Origin of the sequence: Sphingobacterium spiritivorum (assembly GCF_016724845.1) — a bacterium.
Lineage (GTDB): Bacteria > Bacteroidota > Bacteroidia > Sphingobacteriales > Sphingobacteriaceae > Sphingobacterium > Sphingobacterium spiritivorum_A.
In genome coordinates, this window is sequence record NZ_CP068082.1 from 1,172,881 (window position 1) to 1,197,530 (window position 24,650).

The 24,650-nt window shown below is 40.5% G+C and carries 20 protein-coding genes; 11 read left to right on the plus strand and 9 right to left on the minus strand.

What is annotated here, in order from left to right; translation table 11 throughout:
* Positions 1 to 11 precede the first annotated feature (11 nt).
* The 5 genes from I6J03_RS04920 to I6J03_RS04940 form a co-directional block, all read right to left on the minus strand.
* Positions 12 to 2,777 (minus strand): outer membrane beta-barrel protein, encoded by a 2,766-nt coding sequence (locus I6J03_RS04920; RefSeq protein WP_003012333.1) that lies wholly within the window; start codon positions 2,775 to 2,777, stop codon positions 12 to 14.
* Between the two features lie 544 nt (positions 2,778 to 3,321).
* Entirely contained in the window at positions 3,322 to 5,091 is a 1,770-nt protein-coding gene (locus tag I6J03_RS04925) for a RagB/SusD family nutrient uptake outer membrane protein (protein ID WP_003012331.1), read from the minus strand.
* 11 nt (positions 5,092 to 5,102) lie between these two features.
* Positions 5,103 to 8,426: a SusC/RagA family TonB-linked outer membrane protein gene (locus tag I6J03_RS04930; protein WP_201694182.1), complete on the minus strand. Its 3,324-nt coding sequence runs from the start codon at positions 8,424 to 8,426 to the stop codon at positions 5,103 to 5,105.
* Between the two features lie 23 nt (positions 8,427 to 8,449).
* Positions 8,450 to 9,487: a FecR family protein gene (locus tag I6J03_RS04935; protein ID WP_003012325.1), complete on the minus strand. Its 1,038-nt coding sequence runs from the start codon at positions 9,485 to 9,487 to the stop codon at positions 8,450 to 8,452.
* Positions 9,488 to 9,526: 39 nt separating this feature from the next.
* Complete coding sequence (locus tag I6J03_RS04940; RefSeq protein WP_003012323.1) at positions 9,527 to 10,057, minus strand: sigma-70 family RNA polymerase sigma factor; 531 nt, start codon at positions 10,055 to 10,057, stop codon at positions 9,527 to 9,529.
* Between the two features lie 260 nt (positions 10,058 to 10,317).
* Here I6J03_RS04940 and I6J03_RS04945 point away from each other — a divergent pair, with 260 nt between their 5' ends.
* The 9 genes from I6J03_RS04945 (at position 10,318) to trpA (ending at position 18,014) form a co-directional block, all read left to right on the plus strand.
* Positions 10,318 to 11,688: a dipeptidase gene (locus tag I6J03_RS04945; RefSeq protein ID WP_002996697.1), complete on the plus strand. Its 1,371-nt coding sequence runs from the start codon at positions 10,318 to 10,320 to the stop codon at positions 11,686 to 11,688.
* A 94-nt stretch (positions 11,689 to 11,782) separates the two neighbouring features.
* Positions 11,783 to 12,526: a lysophospholipid acyltransferase family protein gene (locus tag I6J03_RS04950; RefSeq protein WP_003012321.1), complete on the plus strand. Its 744-nt coding sequence runs from the start codon at positions 11,783 to 11,785 to the stop codon at positions 12,524 to 12,526.
* 25 nt (positions 12,527 to 12,551) lie between these two features.
* Entirely contained in the window at positions 12,552 to 13,310 is a 759-nt protein-coding gene (locus I6J03_RS04955) for an ABC transporter ATP-binding protein (protein WP_002996703.1), read from the plus strand.
* Positions 13,311 to 13,446: 136 nt separating this feature from the next.
* A complete protein-coding gene (locus I6J03_RS04960; protein WP_002996718.1) occupies positions 13,447 to 13,668 on the plus strand; it encodes a DUF2795 domain-containing protein in 222 nt (73 codons plus the stop codon).
* 94 nt (positions 13,669 to 13,762) lie between these two features.
* Entirely contained in the window at positions 13,763 to 14,212 is a 450-nt protein-coding gene (locus I6J03_RS04965; RefSeq protein WP_003012319.1) for a hypothetical protein, read from the plus strand.
* A 229-nt stretch (positions 14,213 to 14,441) separates the two neighbouring features.
* Positions 14,442 to 15,428 (plus strand): anthranilate phosphoribosyltransferase, encoded by a 987-nt coding sequence (gene trpD / locus I6J03_RS04970; protein ID WP_003012316.1) that lies wholly within the window; start codon positions 14,442 to 14,444, stop codon positions 15,426 to 15,428.
* On the plus strand, positions 15,428 to 16,072 hold the full coding sequence (locus I6J03_RS04975; RefSeq protein ID WP_003012314.1) for a phosphoribosylanthranilate isomerase: 645 nt from the start codon (positions 15,428 to 15,430) through the stop codon (positions 16,070 to 16,072). The genes trpD and I6J03_RS04975 overlap by 1 nt, the downstream gene beginning before the upstream one ends.
* Complete coding sequence (gene trpB, locus I6J03_RS04980) at positions 16,053 to 17,237, plus strand: tryptophan synthase subunit beta (RefSeq protein WP_003012312.1); 1,185 nt, start codon at positions 16,053 to 16,055, stop codon at positions 17,235 to 17,237. Before I6J03_RS04975 ends, trpB begins: the two co-directional genes overlap by 20 nt.
* A gap of 3 nt (positions 17,238 to 17,240) precedes the next feature.
* Positions 17,241 to 18,014: a tryptophan synthase subunit alpha gene (trpA, locus tag I6J03_RS04985; protein WP_003012310.1), complete on the plus strand. Its 774-nt coding sequence runs from the start codon at positions 17,241 to 17,243 to the stop codon at positions 18,012 to 18,014.
* 244 nt (positions 18,015 to 18,258) lie between these two features.
* Here the strand turns inward: trpA and I6J03_RS04990 are convergent, their stop codons facing one another.
* Both I6J03_RS04990 and I6J03_RS04995 read right to left on the minus strand, forming a co-directional pair.
* On the minus strand, positions 18,259 to 18,693 hold the full coding sequence (locus I6J03_RS04990; RefSeq protein WP_003012308.1) for a PepSY-like domain-containing protein: 435 nt from the start codon (positions 18,691 to 18,693) through the stop codon (positions 18,259 to 18,261).
* A 28-nt stretch (positions 18,694 to 18,721) separates the two neighbouring features.
* On the minus strand, positions 18,722 to 19,168 hold the full coding sequence (locus tag I6J03_RS04995; RefSeq protein ID WP_003012307.1) for a PepSY-like domain-containing protein: 447 nt from the start codon (positions 19,166 to 19,168) through the stop codon (positions 18,722 to 18,724).
* Positions 19,169 to 19,316: 148 nt separating this feature from the next.
* Here I6J03_RS04995 and I6J03_RS05000 point away from each other — a divergent pair, with 148 nt between their 5' ends.
* Together I6J03_RS05000 and I6J03_RS05005 are read left to right on the plus strand one after the other, a co-directional pair.
* A complete protein-coding gene (locus I6J03_RS05000; RefSeq protein ID WP_003012305.1) occupies positions 19,317 to 19,772 on the plus strand; it encodes a hypothetical protein in 456 nt (151 codons plus the stop codon).
* Positions 19,773 to 19,855: 83 nt separating this feature from the next.
* The gene (locus tag I6J03_RS05005; RefSeq protein WP_003012303.1) at positions 19,856 to 23,056 is read left to right on the plus strand and encodes a cation transporter; all 3,201 of its coding nucleotides are present in this window, start codon (positions 19,856 to 19,858) and stop codon (positions 23,054 to 23,056) included.
* Between the two features lie 22 nt (positions 23,057 to 23,078).
* Here I6J03_RS05005 and I6J03_RS05010 read toward each other — a convergent pair whose 3' ends face one another.
* Positions 23,079 to 23,660 carry a Maf family protein gene (locus I6J03_RS05010; protein WP_201694184.1) on the minus strand — a complete coding sequence of 194 codons (582 nt, stop codon included), beginning with the start codon at positions 23,658 to 23,660 and terminating at the stop codon, positions 23,079 to 23,081.
* 3 nt (positions 23,661 to 23,663) lie between these two features.
* Positions 23,664 to 24,182, minus strand: coding sequence for a KdsC family phosphatase (locus I6J03_RS05015; RefSeq protein ID WP_003012297.1), 519 nt, complete (start codon positions 24,180 to 24,182; stop codon positions 23,664 to 23,666).
* Between the last annotated feature and the right edge of the window lie 468 nt (positions 24,183 to 24,650).

The window sequence follows — 24,650 nt, forward strand, 5'->3', positions numbered from 1 at the left end:
TGATCGAATTCTTAATTAACAAACATTTTAGTGAAATCCCAGGATACTTTCAGCATATAATACCTGCGAATGGTATCTGATCTGCGTTGTATAAAAAATGTATTAGAATTAGATCTGCTAAATCCTGTATTCTGATTAAGTAAATCATTAACTGTAAAATCAAGCATCAGTGATTCATTTTTCAGGAATTTCTTGCTGACCCCCGGATGTACCAGAAATTGATCAAACTTCTCTTTTAATGCCTCTGTCGGAGCCTGATATGTGTAGGTATAATTTACATACAACTTAACCTTCGCAGGAAAGTAATACGACATTCCCCCGTTAGAATTAAAGATAAAACCATCATTGTTCTGATCAGGTTGTAAACTCGAAGACATCTTTTGGTAAGAAGGAGACAAATTGATATCAAAATCAAATCCCTTTGTTGTGTTCTTAGAGATATTATAGCCTATTGAATAGCTCATATTATCAATCTTATTCAGCTCACTGTTGACTGAGTTAAAGGTTTTGGATCCGTTGATATATAGTCTCGGGCCATTGTCAATATTCAGTTTCTTGCTAAGTTTGAAAGAATAACCTCCCCATGCACTAATTGATTGGTTGGTATGATCGTCCAGGTTGGCCCATTTAAAGTTATTTCTACCACCATCCAGTGTTTCCACATTCTGAATAAGGGCATTATTAGTAAAATTGATATAGGTACCGATATACATATAAGAACCGGTCAGCATTTTAGATGAATTATAATTCAGATTAAAGCTGTTTGAGAATGCAGGCTTTAAGTTTTCATTACCTATATATTGATTAAGGGCGTCCTGATTGCTTCTCAACGGCTGAATCTGGTTTAAAGAAGGCAACTGATTACGTCCGCTGTAATTAAAATATAGATTAGAGCTTTTTGTAAACCTGTAGGACATCGATAATGACGGGTTGTACGTCAGAAATGACCGTGTCAACTCCGAGTTTGTATAGTTATTTTGCTGATGCAGACGGTCATTATTCAGATTATTCGTCAGGTTCGCCCATATCTTCTCATTATTCAGATTCAGGGACACACGATAACTGTTACTCAACCGGTCAAAAGCATAATCATTACTGTACATCGAATCCAGAATATTGTAAGGATCTTCAGCAGATGACCTATTAAAGGAATTGAGCAATGACTTATTATCATTACGCTGCAACCCATAATTCAGAGTCAGATTCAGCTCTTTTGTCAATGGCTCGGTATAAGAGATATTTCCTCCCTTTGTAGTAGATTTCTGTCTGTTATCCTTTCGCTGATCAAAAATAATGCTGTTGGCAAGCACATTATCCTTGTAGATCTTGGTATCGGAGAACAAGTAGCCATCACCATTGGATTCATTGTTATTGATACTTAATGCCATAGATAAAGAACGTCCCTTTTTCATAAATTTTCGGGTGAAAAGGGCTCTTGCATTAATAGCTTCTACTTTCCTGTCATTTATATCCAGTGACTCACTGGTATTCAGAGTATCCATGTTCCCGTTAAAGGTCTGTGAATTATTTCTGGTTTCACCCCAGATATTATCACGGGAAGCATTTCCGGTGATTGTCAGCAATGTTAAAGAGTCAAACTGAAGATCATATTTCAGATTAAGCTTCTGCCTGTCCTTGTCTGCCGCTATCTGCCGAATGGCATTTGTATTTTGTATCTGATCTGGTAAATTGTTCTGAGAGATCGTTTCTTCATTACCTTCATTTTCAATCTTACCATACTTATAACTTAGATTCAGCTTATGCTTCCCATTCTTTGTTTTGTCCGAAAACATAATCCCGGAGTTGATAGCTTTTGGTATACCGATGACACCTTCTCCCGAAAAATCATCTCCCCCATTAGTACTGTAGAATGTACTTCCGTCATCCGAATAGGAAACATTATCATTTTCGCCGTACTTCTCCGTATCCTGCCAGGATAAAGAAGTAGTTGCATTATTCCCGACTAATCCATATGCTGCAATTTTCTGCGACCCTTTGAACTTATTCAACATCAGCTGACCCATATAGTAGTCATCTGTGCCACCTCCTGCCAGCGCTTTCCCGAATAGTCCGTTCTTCTTATCTTCTTTCAGCTTGACATTGATAGTTTTCACTTTCTGTCCGTCATCAACACCTGTACGTTCGGCTTCTTCAGACTTCTTATCATACACCTGCACTTTATCAACCATATCGGATCGGATATTACGCGTTACAAGTTTCGGATCATTTCCAAAAAATTCTTCTCCATCAACCAGAACCTTCTCTACTGTTTTACCCTGAGCTGTAATTTTCCCGGAAGCATCGACAGATATTCCCGGCAACACTTTTAACAAATCCTCTACCTTAGCATTTTTTTCTACCTTAAAGCTCCCCGCATCGTATTCTGTCGTATCCCCCTTTACTACAATAGGGATTCGTCCGATTACAATTGCCTCTTCCAATAGTTGTGCTTTCGTACTTAGCGCAATGTTAAAATTTGCATAGTTATTCCTGGCATCCACGGGACTGTAAAAGTCACCGTATTTTGGATAACTGGATATCACCAGGTAAGCGCCCGTATCAGGTAGGTTTAATGTGAATTTGCCATCCTTGTCCGAACGGGTAAAGTCTACTAAAATAGAATCTTGTGCTGTCAATAGCATTACAGTAGCATTCTCCAGTTTTAACTTATCCTTTTCATCCTGTACAACACCCGAAAGTTTTTTCTGGGCAAATACAGGTTCAGAGAACAGAAGTCCAATCAGGAGAACCGAAAATGCGAGTAATAGTCGCCTCATATGATTTGGTATGGTTTAAAATATTTCAAATAGGTAAATAACCACCACGAAGATATAATTATATTGTCTTCGATGAATAGTCTTAACTAAAATTTAACACTGTTTGTAATTTAAATCTTTAGTAACACAGTAAATAGATGACTTTTATGATATTATTCCACAAAATTTTTACATTTCGTCAGACAGACAGTCTTTATCCTTACATTTCGTTAACAGCACTTTTATAAAGGATATCCGCTACATAATTAGACAGAAGCAGGGCATAAAATAACTCACACTATTTTATTTTAACAACAAAAGAACAAGTATAGTAGTCGAATAAATAGCAGCAGGAAGGAATCACAATCTTAGAAATTGTTCCGTTTTTCAGCCGGCAGGATATGCTCTCCGGATAGACAGTACATTTAATAAAAGCAACGAAGGTGTGTAAAAAATCAAATCAAACCCTTGTAGAATTGCCTATCTGCTGGGAGGTACTTATAGAATCGCATAAAAACGGGGCTATCCAACCTTTTTGGACAGCCCCGTCAATGTTTAGTTTAGTTTACTGTATGGTCGGATCAAAAGAACCGCCCCAATCTTTATTCTGGATTATTTTTGGATTTTTATCAATAACTGATTGTGCTATCGGAAAGAAGTAGTATTTATCAGGCACCAGATTCACCTTATTTCCTGTATTTGGAACCTGTAATACGCTATATTTAAATTGATTTTCTCTCAATTGATAGGTCTTTGCCAATGCCGCAGCTGCTTCCAGATCCATTTCAGTACCATTGCTGTTGATGGCTATTGCTTCCACTCCGTATTTAGTCGTATTGTTCAGTACACTCAGTTTTCCTGACCGTCTCAAATCCCAAAAACGATGTCCTTCAAAGCAAAACTCTATATTGCGCTCGGCCAATATCGCATCCCGCATCTGTATACGGTTTGTGGCCACAATACCATAGCTACCATCTGCTCCGGCCTCTATACCAGCCCGCATCCGGATTTGTTTCAGAATATCCAAAGCCGTATTAAAATCTCCGGTTTCATTTGCGGTCTCCGCATAATTCATCATCACCTCGGCGAATCGCATCAATACATAATCGACATCATATTGAGTTTCCACTTCTGTCTGTTTAAGCGATAGCTTAGAATTCTTCAGGATGAAAAATCCGCTGTACCGGTTTAAATTTTCAGATGGTGTATTGGCTTTGGGATTTATACCAAAATTATCCAGATCAGCCGCTATACCCACCGAAGTATATTGCCGTTTGCCTGCTTTTCCTGATACCTCATACAGCTTTCCATTCCATACGATAGACTTATCAAATCTTGGATCCCGGTTTTCCCAGTATGACTGTAAAAATGCGGCGTCAGACTTATAATATTTTCCAGCCGGATCGGAAAACAGCCGGCCATCCTTCATAGGAAAAGCCTTTACAAAATCCCAGGAAGGAACTGCTCCTGCTGCACCCCTACTCTCTGAACCGGGTCGCACTCCATTGTCCCAGGCGGCCACTTTATTCGGATAAGCATTTATCACTGCAAATACTACTTCCGGACCTTTTTCCTGTAATGCAATATTAGCGTAATCTGTGGTCAGACTATAGCCATTCGCTTTAAGCCGGTCATAAGCAGCCTTATTCGCCACATGTGCATCGGCCCAATAGGCATTATCAAACGGATTAGCAGGATTGAACTGTGGAGAAGCTTTATACAACAAGACTTTTGCTTTAAACGCTACAGCAAAATTGCCATCTATCCTACCATAATCAGCAGAACCCTTCGGAATGGTCGGAGGTAATAGCGCAATGGCTTCATCCAGATCTTTAATGATAAATTCAAAACATTCTTTTGTTGTATTTCTCGGCGTCTCCAGATCGTCCTTTTCCAGATCCTGCGGAACGGTAATATAAGGAACTCCACCATGATACTTCACCATATTGAAGTACATATAGGCTCGCATAAACAAAGCCTGGCTAATAATTGAATTCTTAAAGTTTGCAGATAAGGTGGTATTCTCTTTTACCTTTTGGATAGCCGTATTGATTCGTCGTATAGTGGTATAATCCCAGGCTTTATACGCAGTATTATTCACCGTTACCGCATCTAAAGGAAAAGCTATCCCGATCAACTGCTCGGAATTATTATCCGCTCCTGAGCTCCAGTTGCCAAATAAAGGATACAGGTTGGTGACGTATGCTTTTACCAGATTCGAATCGCTCCAGACTTTACTCTCATCAAGAGAATTTAAATCGTCAATATCTAAAACATTCTTACACGACCAGGTGGTCAGCAACAATGCTATAATGGGATAAAATATATTTTTCATGTTGATTTCAGTTAAAATTTAACATCTAAGCCTAATGCGAATGTTTTCATAACAGGGTAGGAATCGTACATCTTTTGCTCCGGATCATGAAACTCAGTCATTGGAGAAAATACAAACAAATTGGTTCCGTTAAAAAACACACTCACATTTTTAATTTTCATCGCATTCGTAACAGACTGCGGCAGGCTGTAAGAGATGTTGAGATCTCTTAAACGCAGATACGCCCCGTTACGGATCCAGAAGCTCGAAACTCCAGTTCCGGATTCCTGCCAGTTAGACCCCACAACTCTTGGATATGCGGCATCCGGATTTTCAGCAGTCCACACGTCGCCTGCCCAGATCGGGTAGTAAGGGCGGAATGTACCTCCATGCTGACGTATCCCACCCCCCTCCTGATTACTGATAACACGATCATATGCCATGACACCCTGAAGCAAAGCCGAGACAGTAAACCCCTTCCAGCTTGCATTTAAGCCAAACCCATAATTGATACGAGGGGTATTATCATCTGACAGGAGCATCATGTCGTTGTCATCTATTTTACCATCCGGTGTATCCGAATAATTAGCTCCTCTGATATCTTTGTACAGGATCATACCCAGATACGGATCACGTCCATACGTTTTGAAACCCTGATTTTTCAAGGCATCCAATTGTGCCTGCGTCCTTACCAGATCGATAGCTTCAAGTCCTACAATACGATTTTCAGGTCTTCCTACCCTCGATTCGAAATTGCGGGTTCCGCCAACTGCAAATGCGGGCTCTTCATCGTAGATATCCCAACGGTCTTTTGCATAACCGATATTCGCCGTCAATCCATATGACACCTCACCTAAACGGTCGTTCCAGTTAAGCGAAAATTCACCACCTTTATAACTTCTTGCAGCATAATTTTCCGGAGCCAGTTCCCGCCCGTAATTATCAGGAACTTTCAGCGATCTGGGACCTAAAATATTTGTTTCCTTTCTGCTGAATACATCTAAAACACCAGTCAGTTTATTATTGATCAATCCAAAATCCACCCCGATATTAATACTTTTAGAAGTTGTCCAGGTCAGATTTTGGGTCGGTGTAGCACCGTATGCAATGCCATTATAGTAACGATCGCCAAACATATAGCCGCCGGCAGGTCTGTACTTCTCCTGATAAAGAAATTGTCCGATCCGCTCAGCGTTGACATTTAAATCGTTACCCGTAGTACCATAGGATGCCCTCAACTTCAGATCGCTAAATGTATTCTTGATACCAGAAAAGAACTGCTCTTCCGATATCCTCCAGGCTGCTGACATCGAAGGGAAAAATCCCCAGCGTTTGTCACCCGGAAACAACGGAGATCCGTCATAACGGAATGAAAATTCAGCAATGTACTTATCTGCATAATTGTAATTTGCCCTTCCGATAAAACCTCGTCTTGAGTTGATACTTTCATAGGCATCCGTAGATCTAAAGGTTCGGTCCGTAGGATAAATAAACATCTGATCGATACTCACGATCGGATTTTCAGCACGTGAAGTTACATAAGTACCTCCGGTCTTGAATTGTTCGTATACGACCAACGCATCTACAGCATGTTTGTTAAAACGTCTGTTGTAGTTAAGGAACCAGTTGACCTGATATTCCCATTCACGTTGCGGAGCATAGTCCATAAAAGGCTGTGCCTGACTGAACGTAAAAATATTCACCTTATCTTCGGAAGGTGGCGCCGGGATAAACCGGTTTCCATCCGGATTCAGAGAGGTAAAGGTGTAATTCTTTTGAAAAGTCATAAAGCGCTTGCGCATATAGTCCTCCGCCAAATAGCTTCCCACCACCTTTGTTGAAAGTCCTTCTACAAGCTTATCCAGTTTGTAATTCAATGTCATGATCGGATTTACCTGACGCACCTTACGGTCTATATACCGGTTACCCACCACCTGATCGATGACATTCCAGGCCTGCCAGCTTCCCATCGGTGTCTGAACAGGGTATTCCGTTGCTGTGTTACTGGGCGAACCGTCTTTATTGAGGTAAAACGGATACATCTTTGGCCAGTTGAATGTTACACGGTAAAAATCAGACACATCAAAGTCATCATCATTGGAAGAAGTACTGAATGGCCAGTAAAAGCGTTGAGAATTAATCTGATTGGCAGATATATTGACATCTATTGTAAAATCATCCGTAATCTTAGCGCTGACATTACTTCTCAAATTGAATTTTTCGTGATTCAAAGATTTGTAGGAGCCATTTTCTTTACGGTAACTGACCAGGTTATAGTACGTAATCCGGTCACCGCCTCCCGATACTGAAATCGATTGACGATGACTGAACGGATTTCTCCAGATCACATCATTTACACTATACACCTTATCCTTAAAATAGTCAAACTCCTCCTGGCCGTTGGGTGCGACCCAGGGTTGTGAGCGGGATCCGTTTTCCCAGAGAAATTGAGAGACTCTGTTTTGATACGTTAATTCATCTGCTGCGGTAGTGATATCAGCCAGAAGCGTCTGTGTAGGTGCTCCAAAATTGTAGTTACTTTGCACGTTGAACACTGGTTCCTGAGCCGTTCCCTTTTTCGTAGTCACCACTACAACACCGTTACCGGCTCTTGTACCATACACTGCTGCCGTAGCAGCATCTTTCAAAAAGCTCATCTGGTCAACCTCATTCGCTTCCAGTGCATCAAAGGCCGCCTTATCCCGCACAATACCATCGATGACATACAAAGGTTCTGCAAAACTTCCCCGAATCCGCAAACTGGAGGACGCACCGGCCATACCGGAGGTATTGGTCACATTGATACCTGCTGCCCTTCCGGCAAGTGTATTGGAAAGATTAGAAGGAGCGATATTTTTCAATTGTTCTGCATTGACGGAAGCCACAGATCCGGTAATATTCGCTTTGCGCTGTTTTCCGTATCCTACGACTACGACCTCTTCCAGACTTTCCTGATCCTGTTCCAATGCAACCGTTATTGCTACTTTGTCTTTCGCATCAATATTGTAGTTGCTGAGCGTCTTGGTTTTAAATCCCAGATAACTGACCGTAATCATATATCCCTGACCTTCCGGAATACGATCAAAAGAGAATATCCCCTCCGTATTGGTCGTATTGACCTGTTTATACTTTGTGGTGGGATTTTCGATAGAGACAGTAGCCCCTGTAATCGGATTATTCGCCGCATCGCGCACTACTCCGTGTACAGAAGCTGCGGATTGTGCCAGCACGGCATGGCTGCTCACGCAGAGCACCCCTAAAATTCCCAACCGTAGTGGACAATTGGTCCGCGGGCTCTTAAACCGTAAGAGCAGCATCGTCAGCAACTGATGCTTCTTAGATAGAAAGATTTTCATAATTTTGATTTTTGTTTTATTGTTTAGTATTGGAGATTGGTATAGTTTATATCTGCATGATGTAGGTAGTTTAGTTCTTTAATAATTTCTTTGTACACGTGACTGCTGTTTACATAGACCCCACTGTAGTACTTATCCCTGATCTTATCCTGATCGTATTGCAGGCTGATGTCGTAGTTTTGTGCAAGGAGATCCAACACATCTTTTAATGCTATATTCTGGAAACGGATATTTTCCTTGTTCTGCACAAAGTATCCGCCCCGGCCCTTACCCACAGTATTCACCTTTACTTCTTCCAGCACCCTCAAATCTTTATGATCCAGTGTTATTTCTTCATTAGGCTCATAGGTACGGATCAATTTTCTGGATTTTTTAGAATTCTCCGCCTTAACTTCTATTTTACCTTCCAGCAATTTGATGTGTGTTTGTGTAGATTTAAGTTCATCCACAATAAAGATTGTCCCCAAAGCAGTGGTGGTCACCCCATTAGAATGTACACGGAAAGGCTTACTTTTATCTTTGGCTACCTCAAATCTGGCTTTACCCTTGAGATACAATATTCTTTCCTTCAGGTGACTGAAATTTTCAGCATATTTAATTTCCGATTTGGGGTATAATGTGATGACCGAACCGTCACTCGCTGTCAGCGACATGCTTTCATTCCCGGAATTGATGTAGTAAAGATTACTGACTTCGGTACTGTCTGTGGTCGTAGCGGCCAAATCTTTCTGATCTGTAGAAAGACTTTGTTCAGAGCGATTCACAAGCACATAGATTCCAAAGAAAAAGATCAGTATTGCTGCCACACGGGTTAGCTTAACAAGGATTCTCTTTCTAATAGATTGCTTTTTCTTATGCGCTATAGCAGCCAATATTTTTGCACGAATCTCCTCTTGCCCGCCGTATTCGACATCTCCGTCTGTTTCTTCCCACTCTTCCCTTGGTAAGAGCTGATCCAGTGATGTCCCTAAATATTGAATATAGTTTTCCAGATACTCGGCCTCTTCAGCCGAGCATTTATTAGTTAAATAGCGATTGATTAAATCTGTAGTAATCTTCATACATTAAGAATACTACAGAAAAGAGGCTTACCCCCAAAACTATTTTAAAAAAAATAAAATGAACAAAATGAATAGGGTCTTTTTCAATGCCTTCAGAGCTAAGGCAATATGATTTTCAACAGTCTTGGGTGAAATAGACAAGCGATGAGCGATCTCTTTATAGCTTAAGTTTTCCAACCTGCTTAACAGAAAAACTTCTCTTCTGGAAGCAGGCATGCGTTCCACTGCCCGTTTGTAAGTGGCATTCATCTCCTTCAGCCGGTACAGCTCTGACGGTGTAAGCACCTTATCCTCCGCCGGCTGCATATCCATGATCAGCTGCCTTTTTCGTTCTTCTTTCACGATGTCCAGCAACGTCGTACGTGCAATACAAAAGACCTGCGCCTCGATGTCGACAGCAACATTTTTATGAAAAAGGTTGTCCCAAAGCTTTATAAACACACGTTGTACCGTTTCCTCCGCTATAAACGGGGAAGACGTTTTACGCAATGCGTATTGATAAACCTTTTTATTCCATTTTTCAAATATCTGCTCAAATTCCAGTATCGAAATCAAGGTTTGGTTAGACATGGCTTAAATCAGTGTAGATACTAATATAATAATTAATGATTATTCATGACAACATCAAATCAATTCTTTCAAAAAAGTAAGTCAAAGTTTACAAAAGACACATATAATTAATTCAAACTTTAAAAACACATCAGTAAAAAAGCGTTATCATTTAGAAATTTCCAATACATATATCACCTCTGAATTTGACAGACAATCTTTAGCTGCGGGTTTCCAATAACCAATAGTTTACGTAATTTTGGAGCAAATACATTCATGTTATGCAAAATATAAAAGAATATGTAGAAGCAAATAAGCAGCGTTTTCTTGACGAATTGTTTGATTTGCTAAGACTTCCTTCGGTCAGTGCGGATCCTAAATTCAAAGGTGATGTGGAAAAAACAGCTGAATTTGTTGCTCAAAAATTGCGTGATGCCGGTGCAGATCAGGTAGAAGTATGCCCTACTGCAGGCAATCCTATTGTATATGGTGAGAAAATCATCGATCCGTCATTACCTACTGTATTGACTTATGGCCACTATGACGTGCAGCCTGCAGACCCCTACGAACTCTGGGAGACTCCTCCGTTTGAGCCTACTGTGCGTGATGGTAAAATCTATGCCCGTGGTTCTGCAGATGACAAAGGTCAGTTTTACATGCACGTCAAAGCTTTCGAATACATGATGAAAAATAATGCATTGGCATGCAATATTAAATTTATGATCGAAGGTGAAGAAGAGGTAGGATCGAAAAATCTGGGCACCTTTGTTAAAGAAAACAAAGATAAACTGAAAGCAGATGTTATCGTTATTTCTGATACATCTATGATCAGCATGAAACAACCTTCATTAGAAACAGGATTAAGAGGACTTTCTTATGTAGAAGTGGAAGTAACAGGTCCTAATCGTGACCTTCACTCCGGTGTATACGGAGGAGCAGTGGCGAATCCGGCTACTATTCTATCCAAACTGATCGCCTCCCTGCATGACGAAAACAATCATATTGCTATCCCCGGATTCTATGATGATGTAATCGAACTGACAGCAGAAGAACGTAAAGCTCTAAACGAAGCTCCTTTTGAGATCGAAGAATACAAAAAAGACCTTGGAGTAGAAGAGCTTTGGGGAGAAAAAGGATATACAACTATTGAACGTACCGGCATCCGTCCTACTCTGGAAGTAAACGGAATCTGGGGCGGATATATCGGAGAGGGAGCGAAAACAGTACTTCCTTCAAAAGCATTTGCCAAAATCTCTATGCGTCTGGTACCCAATCAAAATTCTCAACGCATTACCGATCTGTTTAAAAAACACTTTGAAGCCATTGCTCCGGATTATGTAAAAGTAGAAGTAAAACCTCATCACGGAGGTGAGCCAGTGGTGACTCCTACAGACAGTGTTGCCTATAAAGCTGCTGAAAAAGCACTGAATGATACTTTTGGAGTAAAACCTATCCCTACCCGTGGCGGTGGTTCTATTCCTATTGTAGCACTTTTTGAAGATGTCCTCGGCATCAAAACGGTATTGCTTGGTTTTGGCCTGGACAGTGACAACCTTCACTCTCCTAATGAAAAATACGGAATTGAAAATTACCTGATGGGTATCTCTACCATTCCTCTGTTTCACAAATATTATGCTGAATTAAGCAAGTAAAATAACTGCACCTTAACAATATTAAAGTTAATCTTTGATTTGTTAAGGTGTTTTACTCTTGTTTAACAATAAATCCTTCATTATATTTGGTTCCATGGTTAGAATATGGAAAAAAGCCCACCGGATTTGTTATTTTAGTTCTGTTCTGTTTTTCTTCATTCTGTTTTTCCCGGTTCTTTATTTCTTTACCCGAAAACCACTCAAATATTATCATCAGATAGCCTGTTGCCGCAAGTGGATCAGTCTGCTGAGTGCCTATTGTGTCGGAATACGATTCAAAACCCTATATGAAGCTCCTATCGACTGGAGCAAAACGTATATTCTATGTGCCAATCACACCTCCGTATTAGACATTACTACCCTCAGCCATATCTGCCATCAATCTTTTTCCTTTCTTGGAAAAGCCGAATTACTTAAAAATCCCGTAACACGGATATTTTTTAAGACCATAGATATTCCGGTGGACCGCAAAAGTAAAATTGCCTCATTCAGAGCGTTTAAAAAAGCGACCCAAAACTTGCAGGTAGGCAAGTCCATAGTTATTTTTCCGGAAGGACGTATTGATGACTCCTACCCTCCTGTACTGCATAAATTCAAATCAGGGCCATTCCGTATGGCAATAGAAAATAATATCCCGATTATACCCATCGTTATCCACAATGCATGGGATATCTTCTGGGATGACGGAAGAAGGAATGGTTCCAAACCCGGGAAAATATATTCCACCGTATTATCTCCCGTGAGTCCGGAAGGATATACAGAAGAAAATCTCGAAGATTTTCAGGAATTGATCTACGAAAAGATGAAATCTTATTGGGAAATAAAGAAATTATCGTAACTTTTGACCAATAAACAGGTCCCAGATGGCAGATAACACCCTCATTCAGATAACAGATATAGGTAGAAAATACATTATTGGTTCAGAAACCATTCATGCGCTTAATTCAGTTTCTCTTTCCATAAAAAAGGGAGAATTTGTTGCACTGATGGGCCCTTCGGGATCCGGAAAATCTACATTAATGAATATACTGGGTTGTCTGGATACACCATCAAAAGGAGAATATGTATTAAACGGCATCAATGTCAGTCAGATGACAGAGAACGAGCTGGCTGAAGTACGTAACAAGGAAATTGGTTTCGTTTTCCAGACATTCAACCTGCTTCCCAAGTCTACGGCTTTGGAAAATGTAGCCCTTCCCCTGATCTATGCCGGTAAATCCAAAAAAGTCAGAGATGAAAAAGCTTTGGCTACGCTGACAAGTGTAGGGCTGGAACATCGTACCGATCACAAACCAAATGAACTCTCCGGAGGACAGCGTCAACGTGTGGCAGTAGCCCGTGCGTTGATCAACGATCCCTCCATTATACTGGCCGATGAACCTACAGGAAACTTAGATACCAAGACATCTATTGAGATCATGGGTCTGCTGGAAGATATACACGCAAAAGGCAACACCATTATTCTGGTCACCCATGAAGAGGATATTGCGCAACACGCCCACCGTATCGTACGTATGCGGGACGGATTGATTGAAGATGACTACCCGAATACCAATATTAAATCTGTATCACCGAGATTGGCTGCATTGAATGCTAAAGGCTCTGATTTTGAAAACATTTGACTTTGAATGAGGGAGTGAAATGCGCCAAAATAACAAACTTGTTACCACAAAAAAAATAAATTACAAAGGAAAGACTTGGATAAGTCAAATTAAATATTACTTTTGCCAAAAAACGAAATTTTAAATTATCAGATATATGTATTGGACATTAGAATTAGCTTCGCACCTCGAAGATGCCCCATGGCCAGCAACTAAGGATGAATTAATTGACTATGCTATCCGTTCAGGAGCCCCTGTAGAAGTTATAGAGAATCTCCAAGCCTTAGAAGACGACGGTGAACCGTATGAGAATATCGAAGAAATTTGGCCGGATTATCCAACCAAAGATGACTTCTTTTTCAATGAAGACGAATATTAACGAATCATAAAAACGCCTTAATCTAATTAAGGCGTTTTTATTTGGCTGACTAATCTTTTGGCGTTTTTACGAGTCAAATTACTAAATATCTGTTATGCGAAAATACATTTTTGCACTTGGTTTATTTTGGATTATTCCATTTCTAGGCCTTGCACAATCCCCCGATAAAGATCTCCCCTACATACGTAAGTTTGTCCACGATTTGTCTGTAGACAGCATTGCCACAGATGTATTGCTGAGTCAGTATGTCACCGTCAATAAAGAAGTAGATGACGATTATCTGGATTATCTGGTCGTCAGTCTGGATGAAGTAAGACTTAATATTCAGAACAAGAATATCAACGAAATTGAATACCTCAACTGGAATCAGATTCCTAAAAAAGAAACCCGGGATATAGACCCTGAAGGATTAGACGTCAACAGCATGTATTTTCTGAAATACAAAGGACGACAAGTCGTTGCCTTGTATCTGGAAAACGGAAAAATAGCATCCTTTACCCTCGTATCAAAAGGAAACAGAACGGCACATTTTGTCACTTATTAGCATATTTGACAAAAACGTTTATTTTTTTTCCAACAAAAAGTTGTTTTTTTAGAAACAATGCATCATATTTGTCATAACGATAATAAAAATGAAATCAACAAGTGTAAATAAAGCATGGTGGTGGCACAACAGATAATGTTGTGGCAACTGTCTATTGCTTGAATTATTTACATATCAAAGAATAGTGGGCTTGCCTTTTTAGGTAAGCCTTTTTTTGTTTAAACCCCGTATGAAAGAGATATTAGCACATTTATTTGAATACAAAGCCTTCACCCGCAAAGAGGCTTACGACATATTGATCAATATTACAGAAGGAAAATATGACACACATCAGGTCGCAGCCTTCATGACAGCATACGGAATGCGCAGCATACGTGTAGAGGAACTTGCCGGATTCCGGGATGCCATGTATGACCTGTGCAAAAAACTCGATCTGAGTGCTTACCGGCTTATTGATCTTTGCGGTACGGGAGGAGACGGTAAGAATACATTTAATATCTCGACTTTAGCTTCCTTTGTTGTAGCGGGAGCAGGATATCAGGTCGCCAAACATGGCAACATAGGTGTTTCATCAGGATGCGGCTCTTCCAATGTTATGGAGTATCTGGGCTATAGCTTCACAAATGATGAAGGCGAAATCCGAAGACAGTTAGACGAAGCCAATATTTGCTTTCTGCATGCCCCGCTCTTCCATCCGGCAATGAAAACAGTGGCTCCTATCCGACGGGCATTGGGAGTCAAAACATTCTTCAATATGCTGGGTCCATTGACTAATCCGGCCAATCCGCAGTTTCAGTCCGTAGGTGTATTCAGTCTTGAACTGGCCAGATTGTACGCTTATCTCTACCAACATACAAACAAACAATACGCTATACTGCATGCTTTAGATGGTTATGATGAAATCTCCCTTACCGGCGACTTCAAAGTAATAGACAATAAAGGAGAGCATTATTATACGGTAGCTCAGCTTGGATTCGAACCTATCCATCCGGAAGCGATCTCCGGTGGAGATACCGTAGAAGAGGCCGGTAAAATCTTTATGGATATCCTCAACGGAGAAGGAAATGACATTCAACAGAATGTAGTATTGAGCAACGCTGCTATTGCCATCAAAACATTTAATCCCGACAGAGCATTTGCGGACTGCTATTATGAAGCTGAAGAATCGCTGTTAGGTAAGAAAGCTCTGTCCTCTTTCAAAAAATTAATAAACTAATGAATCATCCGGTAAAAATCAAAATCTGTGGCATGAAAGACCCGGAGAATATCCGGGAAACAGGTCTGCTGAATATCGATTTTATGGGCTTTATTTTTTATGAAGGATCAAAGCGTTATGTGACAGATCTGTCTGCCTCTGACGTTGAGCTGCCTGATCGCATACAACGTGTAGGCGTATTTGTAAATGCTTCTGCTGAGACCATCAAAAATAAGATCCGGACCTATGGACTTCATGGAGTACAATTACATGGCACAGAATCTCCGGAACTGTGTGAAGAGATAAAAGCATCGGGAGTATTTGTCATCAAAGCATTTGGCATTGACAGCAATTTTGACTGGAAGATCCTTAACGAATACACAGAAGTTACGGACTATTTTCTTTTTGATACGAAAAGTGATCAGCATGGAGGTACGGGAAAAACATTTGATTGGGCTATTCTACAGAATTACACCTTGCAGAAACCCTTCTTTCTGAGTGGTGGGTTAGGTCCTGATAATATCAACAATGCTCTTCTGACAACTGACAAAAGGCTATACGCCATCGATCTGAATTCAAAATTTGAGTCAGAACCGGGATTGAAAAAAACAGAATTATTAAAACAAGTAGTGAAAACAATTAAAAATGAGCAAATATCAAGTTAACGAAAAAGGATATTACGGTCCCTTTGGCGGTGCCTATATTCCAGAAATGCTTTATCCAAATGTAGAAGAACTACGTCAACAATATCTCAACATTATTAAGGAGAAAAGTTTTCAGGAAGAATTCCAGTCTTTACTTCGTGATTATGTAGGAAGGCCATCTCCTCTTTATCTGGCAAAACGTCTTTCAGAAAAATATGGTGCCAATATCTATCTGAAAAGAGAAGACCTGAATCATACAGGTGCACATAAGATTAACAATACAATCGGCCAGATTTTACTGGCTGAGCGCTTAGGTAAAAAGAGAATTATTGCCGAGACCGGAGCCGGACAGCACGGGGTAGCTACAGCTACAGTATGTGCACTCAAAGGACTGGAATGTGTCGTATATATGGGCGAAGTGGATATAGAGCGTCAGGCACCTAATGTGGCCCGTATGAAAATGATGGGTGCGCAGGTAGTAGCAGCAAAATCAGGAAGCCGTACGTTGAAAGATGCAACCAATGAAGCGCTGAGAGACTGGATCAACAATCCCGTAGATACACATTATATTATCGGATCAGTAGTTGGGCCACACCCATATCCGGATATGGTTGCCAAATTCCAGTCTGTCATATCAGAAGAAACAAAAAGACAACTAAAGGAAAAAACAGGTAGATCCAATCCGGATTATGTATTGGCCTGTGTAGGCGGAGGATCCAATGCAGCGGGCATGTTTTACCATTATCTGGATGAAGAAGATGTGAAGATCATAGCAGTAGAAGCCGCAGGACATGGAGTCGATTCAGGAGAAACAGCCGCGACCACGGTTTTAGGTAAAGAAGGCGTATTACACGGCAGCCGATCCATATTAATGCAAACAGAAGACGGACAGGTAATCGAACCATATTCCATCTCTGCAGGTCTCGATTATCCTGGTATAGGGCCGCAGCATGCCTGGTTATTCAAAAGCGGACGCGGACAGTATGTAAGCGCAACGGATGAAGAGGCTATGCAGGCCGGACTTCAGCTAACCCGACTGGAAGGTATCATTCCTGCCATCGAAAGTTCACACGCACTTGCTCATCTGGAAAAGATGAGTTTTGATGGATCTGAAACAGTAGTAATATGCCTGTCAGGACGTGGCGATAAGGATCTGGATAATTATATGAAATACTTTGGATTTTAAATTATGAACGAGAAAAAATACACATTCCCTGCTATAAAAGACAAACCATTACTTTCTATCTACTTTACAGCCGGATATCCTTCGCTGGACAGTACAATAGAAATAGCGGAAGCGCTGGAAAAATCAGGAGCAGATTTTCTGGAAATAGGCTTCCCTTACTCAGATCCTGTGGCAGACGGTCCCGTGATCCAGCACAGCTCAGAAGAAGCTCTGAAAAACGGAATGACACTGCATAAGCTCTTTGAACAGCTGCGTACACTAAGAGATCGGGTGACTATACCTGTATTTCTGATGGGTTATGTTAATCCGGTACTGCAATACGGCGTCGAAAACTTCTGCAGATCTTGTCAGGAAGCTGGTATTACAGGAGTCATTATCCCTGACCTTCCGATGTATGAGTACGAAGAACTGTATCAGGATATATTTAAAAAATACGGTATCAGCAATGTGTTTTTGGTAACACCACAAACCTCGGACGAACGTATCCGCAAAATAGACAAACTATCAACCAGTTTTATCTATCTTTTATCTTCAAATGCCGTGACAGGCAATAACCTTAATGTGGGAGATGAAACAGCTGCATATTTCAGCCGTATCAAAGAGCTGGAACTGGAACATCCGCTTATTGTTGGATTTGGTATTTCTTCCAGAGAAGCATTTCTGCGAACAACATCTATTACAGACGGAGCTATAGTAGGGAGTGCTTTTGTTAAACTACTGGCGCAGGAAAACTACATGGAAAAAATCCCCGGTTTTATAAAAGATATGAAAGCATAAAAGAAAAGCCCGGATCGGGCTTTTCTTATTTTAATACCTGATTATACTCTTTTGATTAATTTAGAATATACCTTATATAAAGCAACTGCTGAGCTTAGTAAAAGCGCTGTGCATATAAACAGGACAGTAGGGTTTGTGATCAATTGTTCCATTACAGTTCAATTTTAGGTTTGCGTTTTGGTTTATATTCAATGTTATAACTAATATAAACAAGACACAAAAAAATCACAAAAATCAGCCGACGCTATTTATCCACATTTTTAAACTCTCCGTTAAGGTCAAATACCAGCTCTACTCCGTTATTAAGCTTTATTTCTTGCTCTAATCGATCCAATTCCCATTTTACAACAAAGAAATTCTTATAATTCGCAGAAACATATGTGGATAACTTTTCAGGAACAACCGAATCAGGAAGTCTTTTTGTATTACCGTCAATACCATAGACATCTCCGGATTTGTTAAAATCCAACTCATAACCTGTTGATAAATAGACCTCGTAATACGAATTACTATCACCTTTATCCTGTTCTACCCGACTGATATGTGCATCTGAAAAATGTGCAGCTATATAATCCTGTACTTTGGCCGGCAATTTAGTAGGATCCATGACCTCATCCTTATCACAAGACACAAAGACAGTCAACATGACCAACAGAGGTGCAATTATTAATTTTCTCATATTATTATTTTATATATCTGTAAACCGGTTAATCCAATTTTTTACTGATTACAGAACCGTTTGCCCCGAATACCACATCGTAATCCTGTGCATTACTTTTCAGGCTCACCTTATAGGTTACTTTACCTTGCTGATCAATACGATCTACATCATCAATGCGATATCCTTTAAAGTCTTTTTTAATGGAAGCAGTCACAGCGGCCGGAAGATCTTTAGTAGCTAATTCCTGCTTATGCTGATAAAGTTTTCCTTCAGGAGTAAACAATGCTGTATGATCTTTACCTGTCAGACTTGTCTTGAACTCTACTTCATACATACCATTTGATTTGATCTCCCAGTCACTGAATTTAGCACTTTTAAAATTTTGCTTATACGTATTCAGGATTACTGCCGGTACCTGAGCTTCTTTAATATCCTGTGCAAATGCAAATTGCATACCACATACTACTGCCAATGTTAAAATGATCTTTTTCATAGCCTGTTTTTTTACATTAATTATTTAATACTACAAAATTATATTTCAATTTAGGAAAGAATTGGGATAAGTCAGTATACAGATAACTTTTTTGTTATATCATTGGATTTAAGACAGATTTATGATTTTTTTATTATATTTGTAACTTATGCGAAAATGGATTGCTGCCGTATTATTATTGATTTACTCGTTAACCACGAGTGGGGCAGCCTTTTATTTCCATATTTGTGGTAATGATCAGGAACATATTATTTCCGTCGCTGACAAGTCATCACACAAAAATTGCCCTCTTTGCACTAAGAAAGCACCGTCCGAAGCATCCAAGAAGAGCGGCTCTTGCCATACAGATGCCAAACCGGACAAAAAGCATGTGTGCAAAGATGTAGTTGTTGATCTGGAAAAGGCTTCAGACAACTATTACTCCAACAATAATCAAATCAAAAATTTCAATTTATTTACACCATCAATAATTACATTATTATGGGTTTATAATTTCAATATTTTTGAAGAGCTGGCAATCGAGCATCAAATTGCGCAGACCAATTCCACAGCACTTGTCCGACAACAGGACAGTTATCTCCTCCATTGTAATTTCCGGATTTAGCATTCATTGTATCTCCATATTAAACAGGTCTCTGACACAGAAAAGAGCTCCTGTATTTTATAAGTACAATTAATGATTAAAAAATGAAAGTATTCAACATACTACTGTTGCTATGTGCAATGGTAACGTTGCCTGTATACGCACAGACAGGCAAGCAGGATACCACCGTTACTTTTAAAGTAAAAGGAAACTGTGGAATGTGTAAAAAAAGAATTGAAAAAGCCGCCATTGCAGCCGGAGTACATCAGGCATCCTGGACTAAAGCCAACGAAGCAATTACGGTAACATTTAACCCCTCGAAGGTCAGACTAAACAGTATCAAGCAGCATATTGCAGAGGCCGGTCATGACACAGATGGTATAAAAGCAGATCAAAAGGCTTACGATAATCTTCACCAATGCTGTAAGTATGAGCGGACACAAGCTGCTCCGCCCCCAATTGCAGAGCCGGAATTGTCTGGCTATAAACAAGACAGTACAGCGACTTTCAAAGTAAGCGGTAACTGCGGAATGTGTAAGAAAAGAATCGAAAAGGCAGCCCTTACAAAAGGAGTACAACAGGCGACCTGGGATGAAAGCACCGGCATAGTCTCCCTTCAGTACGACAGCTCCAAAATAAAATTGTTGCAGATCAAGCAGAATATCGCCGCTGCAGGACATGATACGGAAGAAGTAAAAGCAGATGACAAAGTCTATGACAGTCTTCATGAGTGTTGTAAATATGAACGTCTCGAACCAGCTCCGATAGCAGTTGTATCCGTTGCAAAGGCAGGTTCTGTCGTTGGCCGTGACAGTACAATTACGTTTGCAGTAGCCGGAAACTGTGCTATGTGTAAAAAGAGAATAGAAACTGCAGCCCATAAAGATGGTGTAAAGTCAGCTGTCTGGGATATAAATACCGGCATACTGACCACTACATATGACTCTTCCAAAGTCAAACTCGAACAGATCAAGAAAAACATTGCAGAGGTTGGACACGATACAGAGGGGGTAAGAGCAAACGATGAAGCCTATCAAAATCTGCATGAATGCTGTAAACACGACCGTCTGCAGGCAGACAACAGTGCCGAAAATGTATCGGTGGCAGGCAAGGGCAAAGACGAAGTAATGGGAGTAGTTGTAGAGGAAAGTAAAAACGGAACACTTACACCTATCCCATCGGTAAATGTAAGATGGCTGGAGAAAAAGGACAGTCAGACATTAACCAATGAAAACGGAGTTTTTAAGATCAGACATGAAAAAGGACTGACAAACCTTATTATTTCATTTGCCGGAATGAAATCTGACACGATATCGGTGACTGACCTGAATAAGGTTCTGGTGATACATGCAAAAGAAAATGTGCTCGCTGAAGTCGTTGTATCCCGTTCGCGCAAGACAAGCTATGTATCCAACATGAATCCTGCACGTGTGGAAGTACTTACTTCCAGAGAATTGTTTAAAGCTGCCTGTTGTGATCTGAGTGAAAGTTTTGAAACCAATGCGACTGTAGATGTGGTCAGCAATGATGCTGTAACAGGGAGTAAACAGATTCAAATGCTGGGGCTGAGTGGTATTTACACACAACTTACCGTAGAAAGTCTTCCCGGTCCCCGCGGATTAGCGACTCCACTCGGACTGAACAGTATTGCAGGTCCCTGGATTGAGTCCATACAGATCAGTAAGGGAATAGGTTCTGTAGTAAACGGATACGAAAGTATGGCCGGACAGATCAACGTAGAATTGAAGAAACCTCAAAATTCAGAAAAGCTATACTTCAACGCCTATGCCAACAATATGGGCCGTACAGATCTGAACCTGAATCTGTCTCAAAAAATCAGTGACAACTGGTCCGTAGGACTGTTGCTGCATGACAACTTTATGTATAATAAAGGAATGAACTTCAGTAATAACGGCTTTCGTGACCTGCCTGCAGGGAATGTATTTTCAGGAGTCAACAGATGGACCTATCAGAATGGAAAAGGACTTATTGCACAATTCGGAATCAAATATTTAAAGGATGACCGTACCGGAGGACAAATTGATTTTGATGAAAAAACAGATAAGCTCAGCACAACCAGGTATGGATTGGGATTTGACATTAACCGATACGAAGGTTTTGCGAAGATAGGATATGTATTTGAAGGCAATACTCACCGCAGTATAGGTCTGCAGCTTTCGGGAACATACTACGATCAAAAAAATTATTTCGGAACACGCACCTACAATGCCGAACAAAAAAACGGTTATGCAAATCTGATTTATCAGGATATTATAGGTACTGTAGCTCATAAATACCGGACAGGACTGACACTTACCTATGACAATGTAGACGAGACACTTGCCGGCATAGACCGTTACTTTCGCAAAGAAGTCGTATCGGGAGCCTTTGGAGAATACACGTACAGTCCGAATGAAAAATTCGATGCTATACTAGGTATGAGAGCCGATTACAATTCTCTGTATGGATGGTTTGGAACACCTCGTGTACAACTGCGGTATCAACCTGTCACAGGTACGACATTACGGTTAAGCTCCGGAAGAGGACAGCGCACAGCGAATATCTTTGCAGAAAACATGTCTGTATTTGCAAGTAGCCGGGCCTTGGTGATCCGGTCCGAAGATCGTTTTGATAAAGCATATGGCCTCCGTCCGGAAGTCTCCTGGAATACCGGACTCAGCGTGGATCAGACCTTCCGTATGTTTGGAAGAGAAGCGACAGCATCGATGGAACTCTTTTCCAACCACTTCCAGAATCAGGTAGTCGTGGACTATGAGAACCCAAGAGAAATTGCTTTTTACAATCTTACCGGTAAATCTTACTCTAACAGCTTACAAGCCGAACTCAGATTTATGCCGGCACCCAGATTCGAAACCCGAATGGCTTACCGCTTACTGGATGTTCAGACCGACTACGGAGATCAAAGGTTGAGTAAACCCTTACTGGCTAAACACAGAGGTTTTATGAATCTGGCATACGCACTGGAAAGCGGATGGAATTTTGATTACACTCTAAATATAGTTGGTCAGAAAAGACTGCCTTCTACCGCAGCCAATCCGGTTCCGTACCAACTGGAAGAATATTCACCTGCATATGCTACGATGAATGCACAGATAAGCAAAACATTTGGAGCATCCAAAAACTTTGACATCTATGTGGGAGCAGAAAATTTCACCAACTATTTTCAGAAAAATCCGATCCTCGCTTATGATGATCCCTTCGGGAATTATTTTGACACCAATATGTTATGGGGACCACTTTCCGGAAGATTATTTTACACGGGAATACGGTACTTTATTAAATAAAAAAAGGAGCTTAGCTCCTTTTTTATTTAATATTCTTTAACTCCTGATACAACCTTGCGGTCGGAAGCCCCACCACATTCGTATAGGATCCTTTTATCTGATCAATAGCCACTATACCCATCCATTCCTGAATACCGTATGCTCCGGCCTTGTCATAAGGCTTATAATGTTCGAGATAATAGTTGATCTCATCAGTCGAAAGCTCAGGAAAGACCACATCCGTACGTTCCACAAAAGTACGTAGCTCCCCTTTCCACAATACAGACACAGCCGTCATCACCTGATGCGTATAATCAGAAAGCATAGACAGCATACGAAAAGCGTCATCCCGATCCTGAGGTTTGCCAAGAATTGTATTTTGAGCGACCACAATAGTATCTGCAGTTATAAGCAGATGATGCTCATATTCAGCATTTCTAAATGCAGCCGCTTTCTTTTCTGCAATAGAAGCTACAATCTGCTCCGGCAGCAGATCCGGGTCAAAGAATTCATCCGTTTCTTTTACAACAACATCAAAATCAACTCCCATTCCGGCCAGTAATTCTTTTCTTCTGGGAGATTGAGATCCCAGAATCACAGGTATATTCTTTAAATTTTCAAGCATGGATTATACACTTTTCACATTCATATCATCGTACCATTTATCCTGCAGTTTGAGCGTTTTTTCGATCAGTTCACGAACCACTCCCTTACCCCCGCCGAGACCGGAGACATAATGAGAGATCTGTTTTATTTCTTCCACTGCATCGGCCGGACAGGCAGCTACACCTACAGCCTTCATGCATTTGTAATCCGGCATATCATCCCCGATAAACATCACATCCGGCAACTCAATGCGAAACCGTTGCGTAATATCCTGTAGCAGGGTCAGCTTATCCGCTACACCCAAATGGATTTCCTGTATACCCAATCCCTCCAAACGTCTTTGTACACCTGCATTCCTGCCTCCTGAGATCACAATAATCTGTAATCCTTTTGACATAGCCAGATGCATAGCATAACCATCCTTTACGTTAAAAGTGCGAAGTTGTTCCCCATGTTCATCAACCTGTACTGTACCATCCGTCAATACACCATCCACATCTATAACGATAGCTTTTAATCTAGCCAATTCCTGTAAAACCATATTTCAATCCTTTCTATCAAAAGTAAAAATTAAAAATCAGAATGCCGTACCTACAAAAGAGATTGATAAGGACATTTTATTATCCATTCTGGACAGACTATCAAATTTATGTCAAGAAATAGTTGTTAACACAACTTTATGATGAAATTATTTGGAACAATCCCTGTTTAATACGTATCTTTGCAGAAGATAATTCAGAATTATCCGTTGTTTTCAGAACAACTATTAAAATGTCTTTTCATAATTTAGGTTTATAATTGGTTAGTAACGAACCCTGGCGCCCATCGTCAGGGTTTTGTTTTTTTAATTCACTTTACTTCTGGCAGGGAATCAAAAGGCGCAGCGGCGACTGAAGTTTCTTTGAATAAAACGAATTCCTTTGCACAACCCTTCATCTCTACTTTCCGAGGAGAGATCCCGATGTATCGGGAGAAAGACTGATAATCCATACCTATAGCTCTACTACAT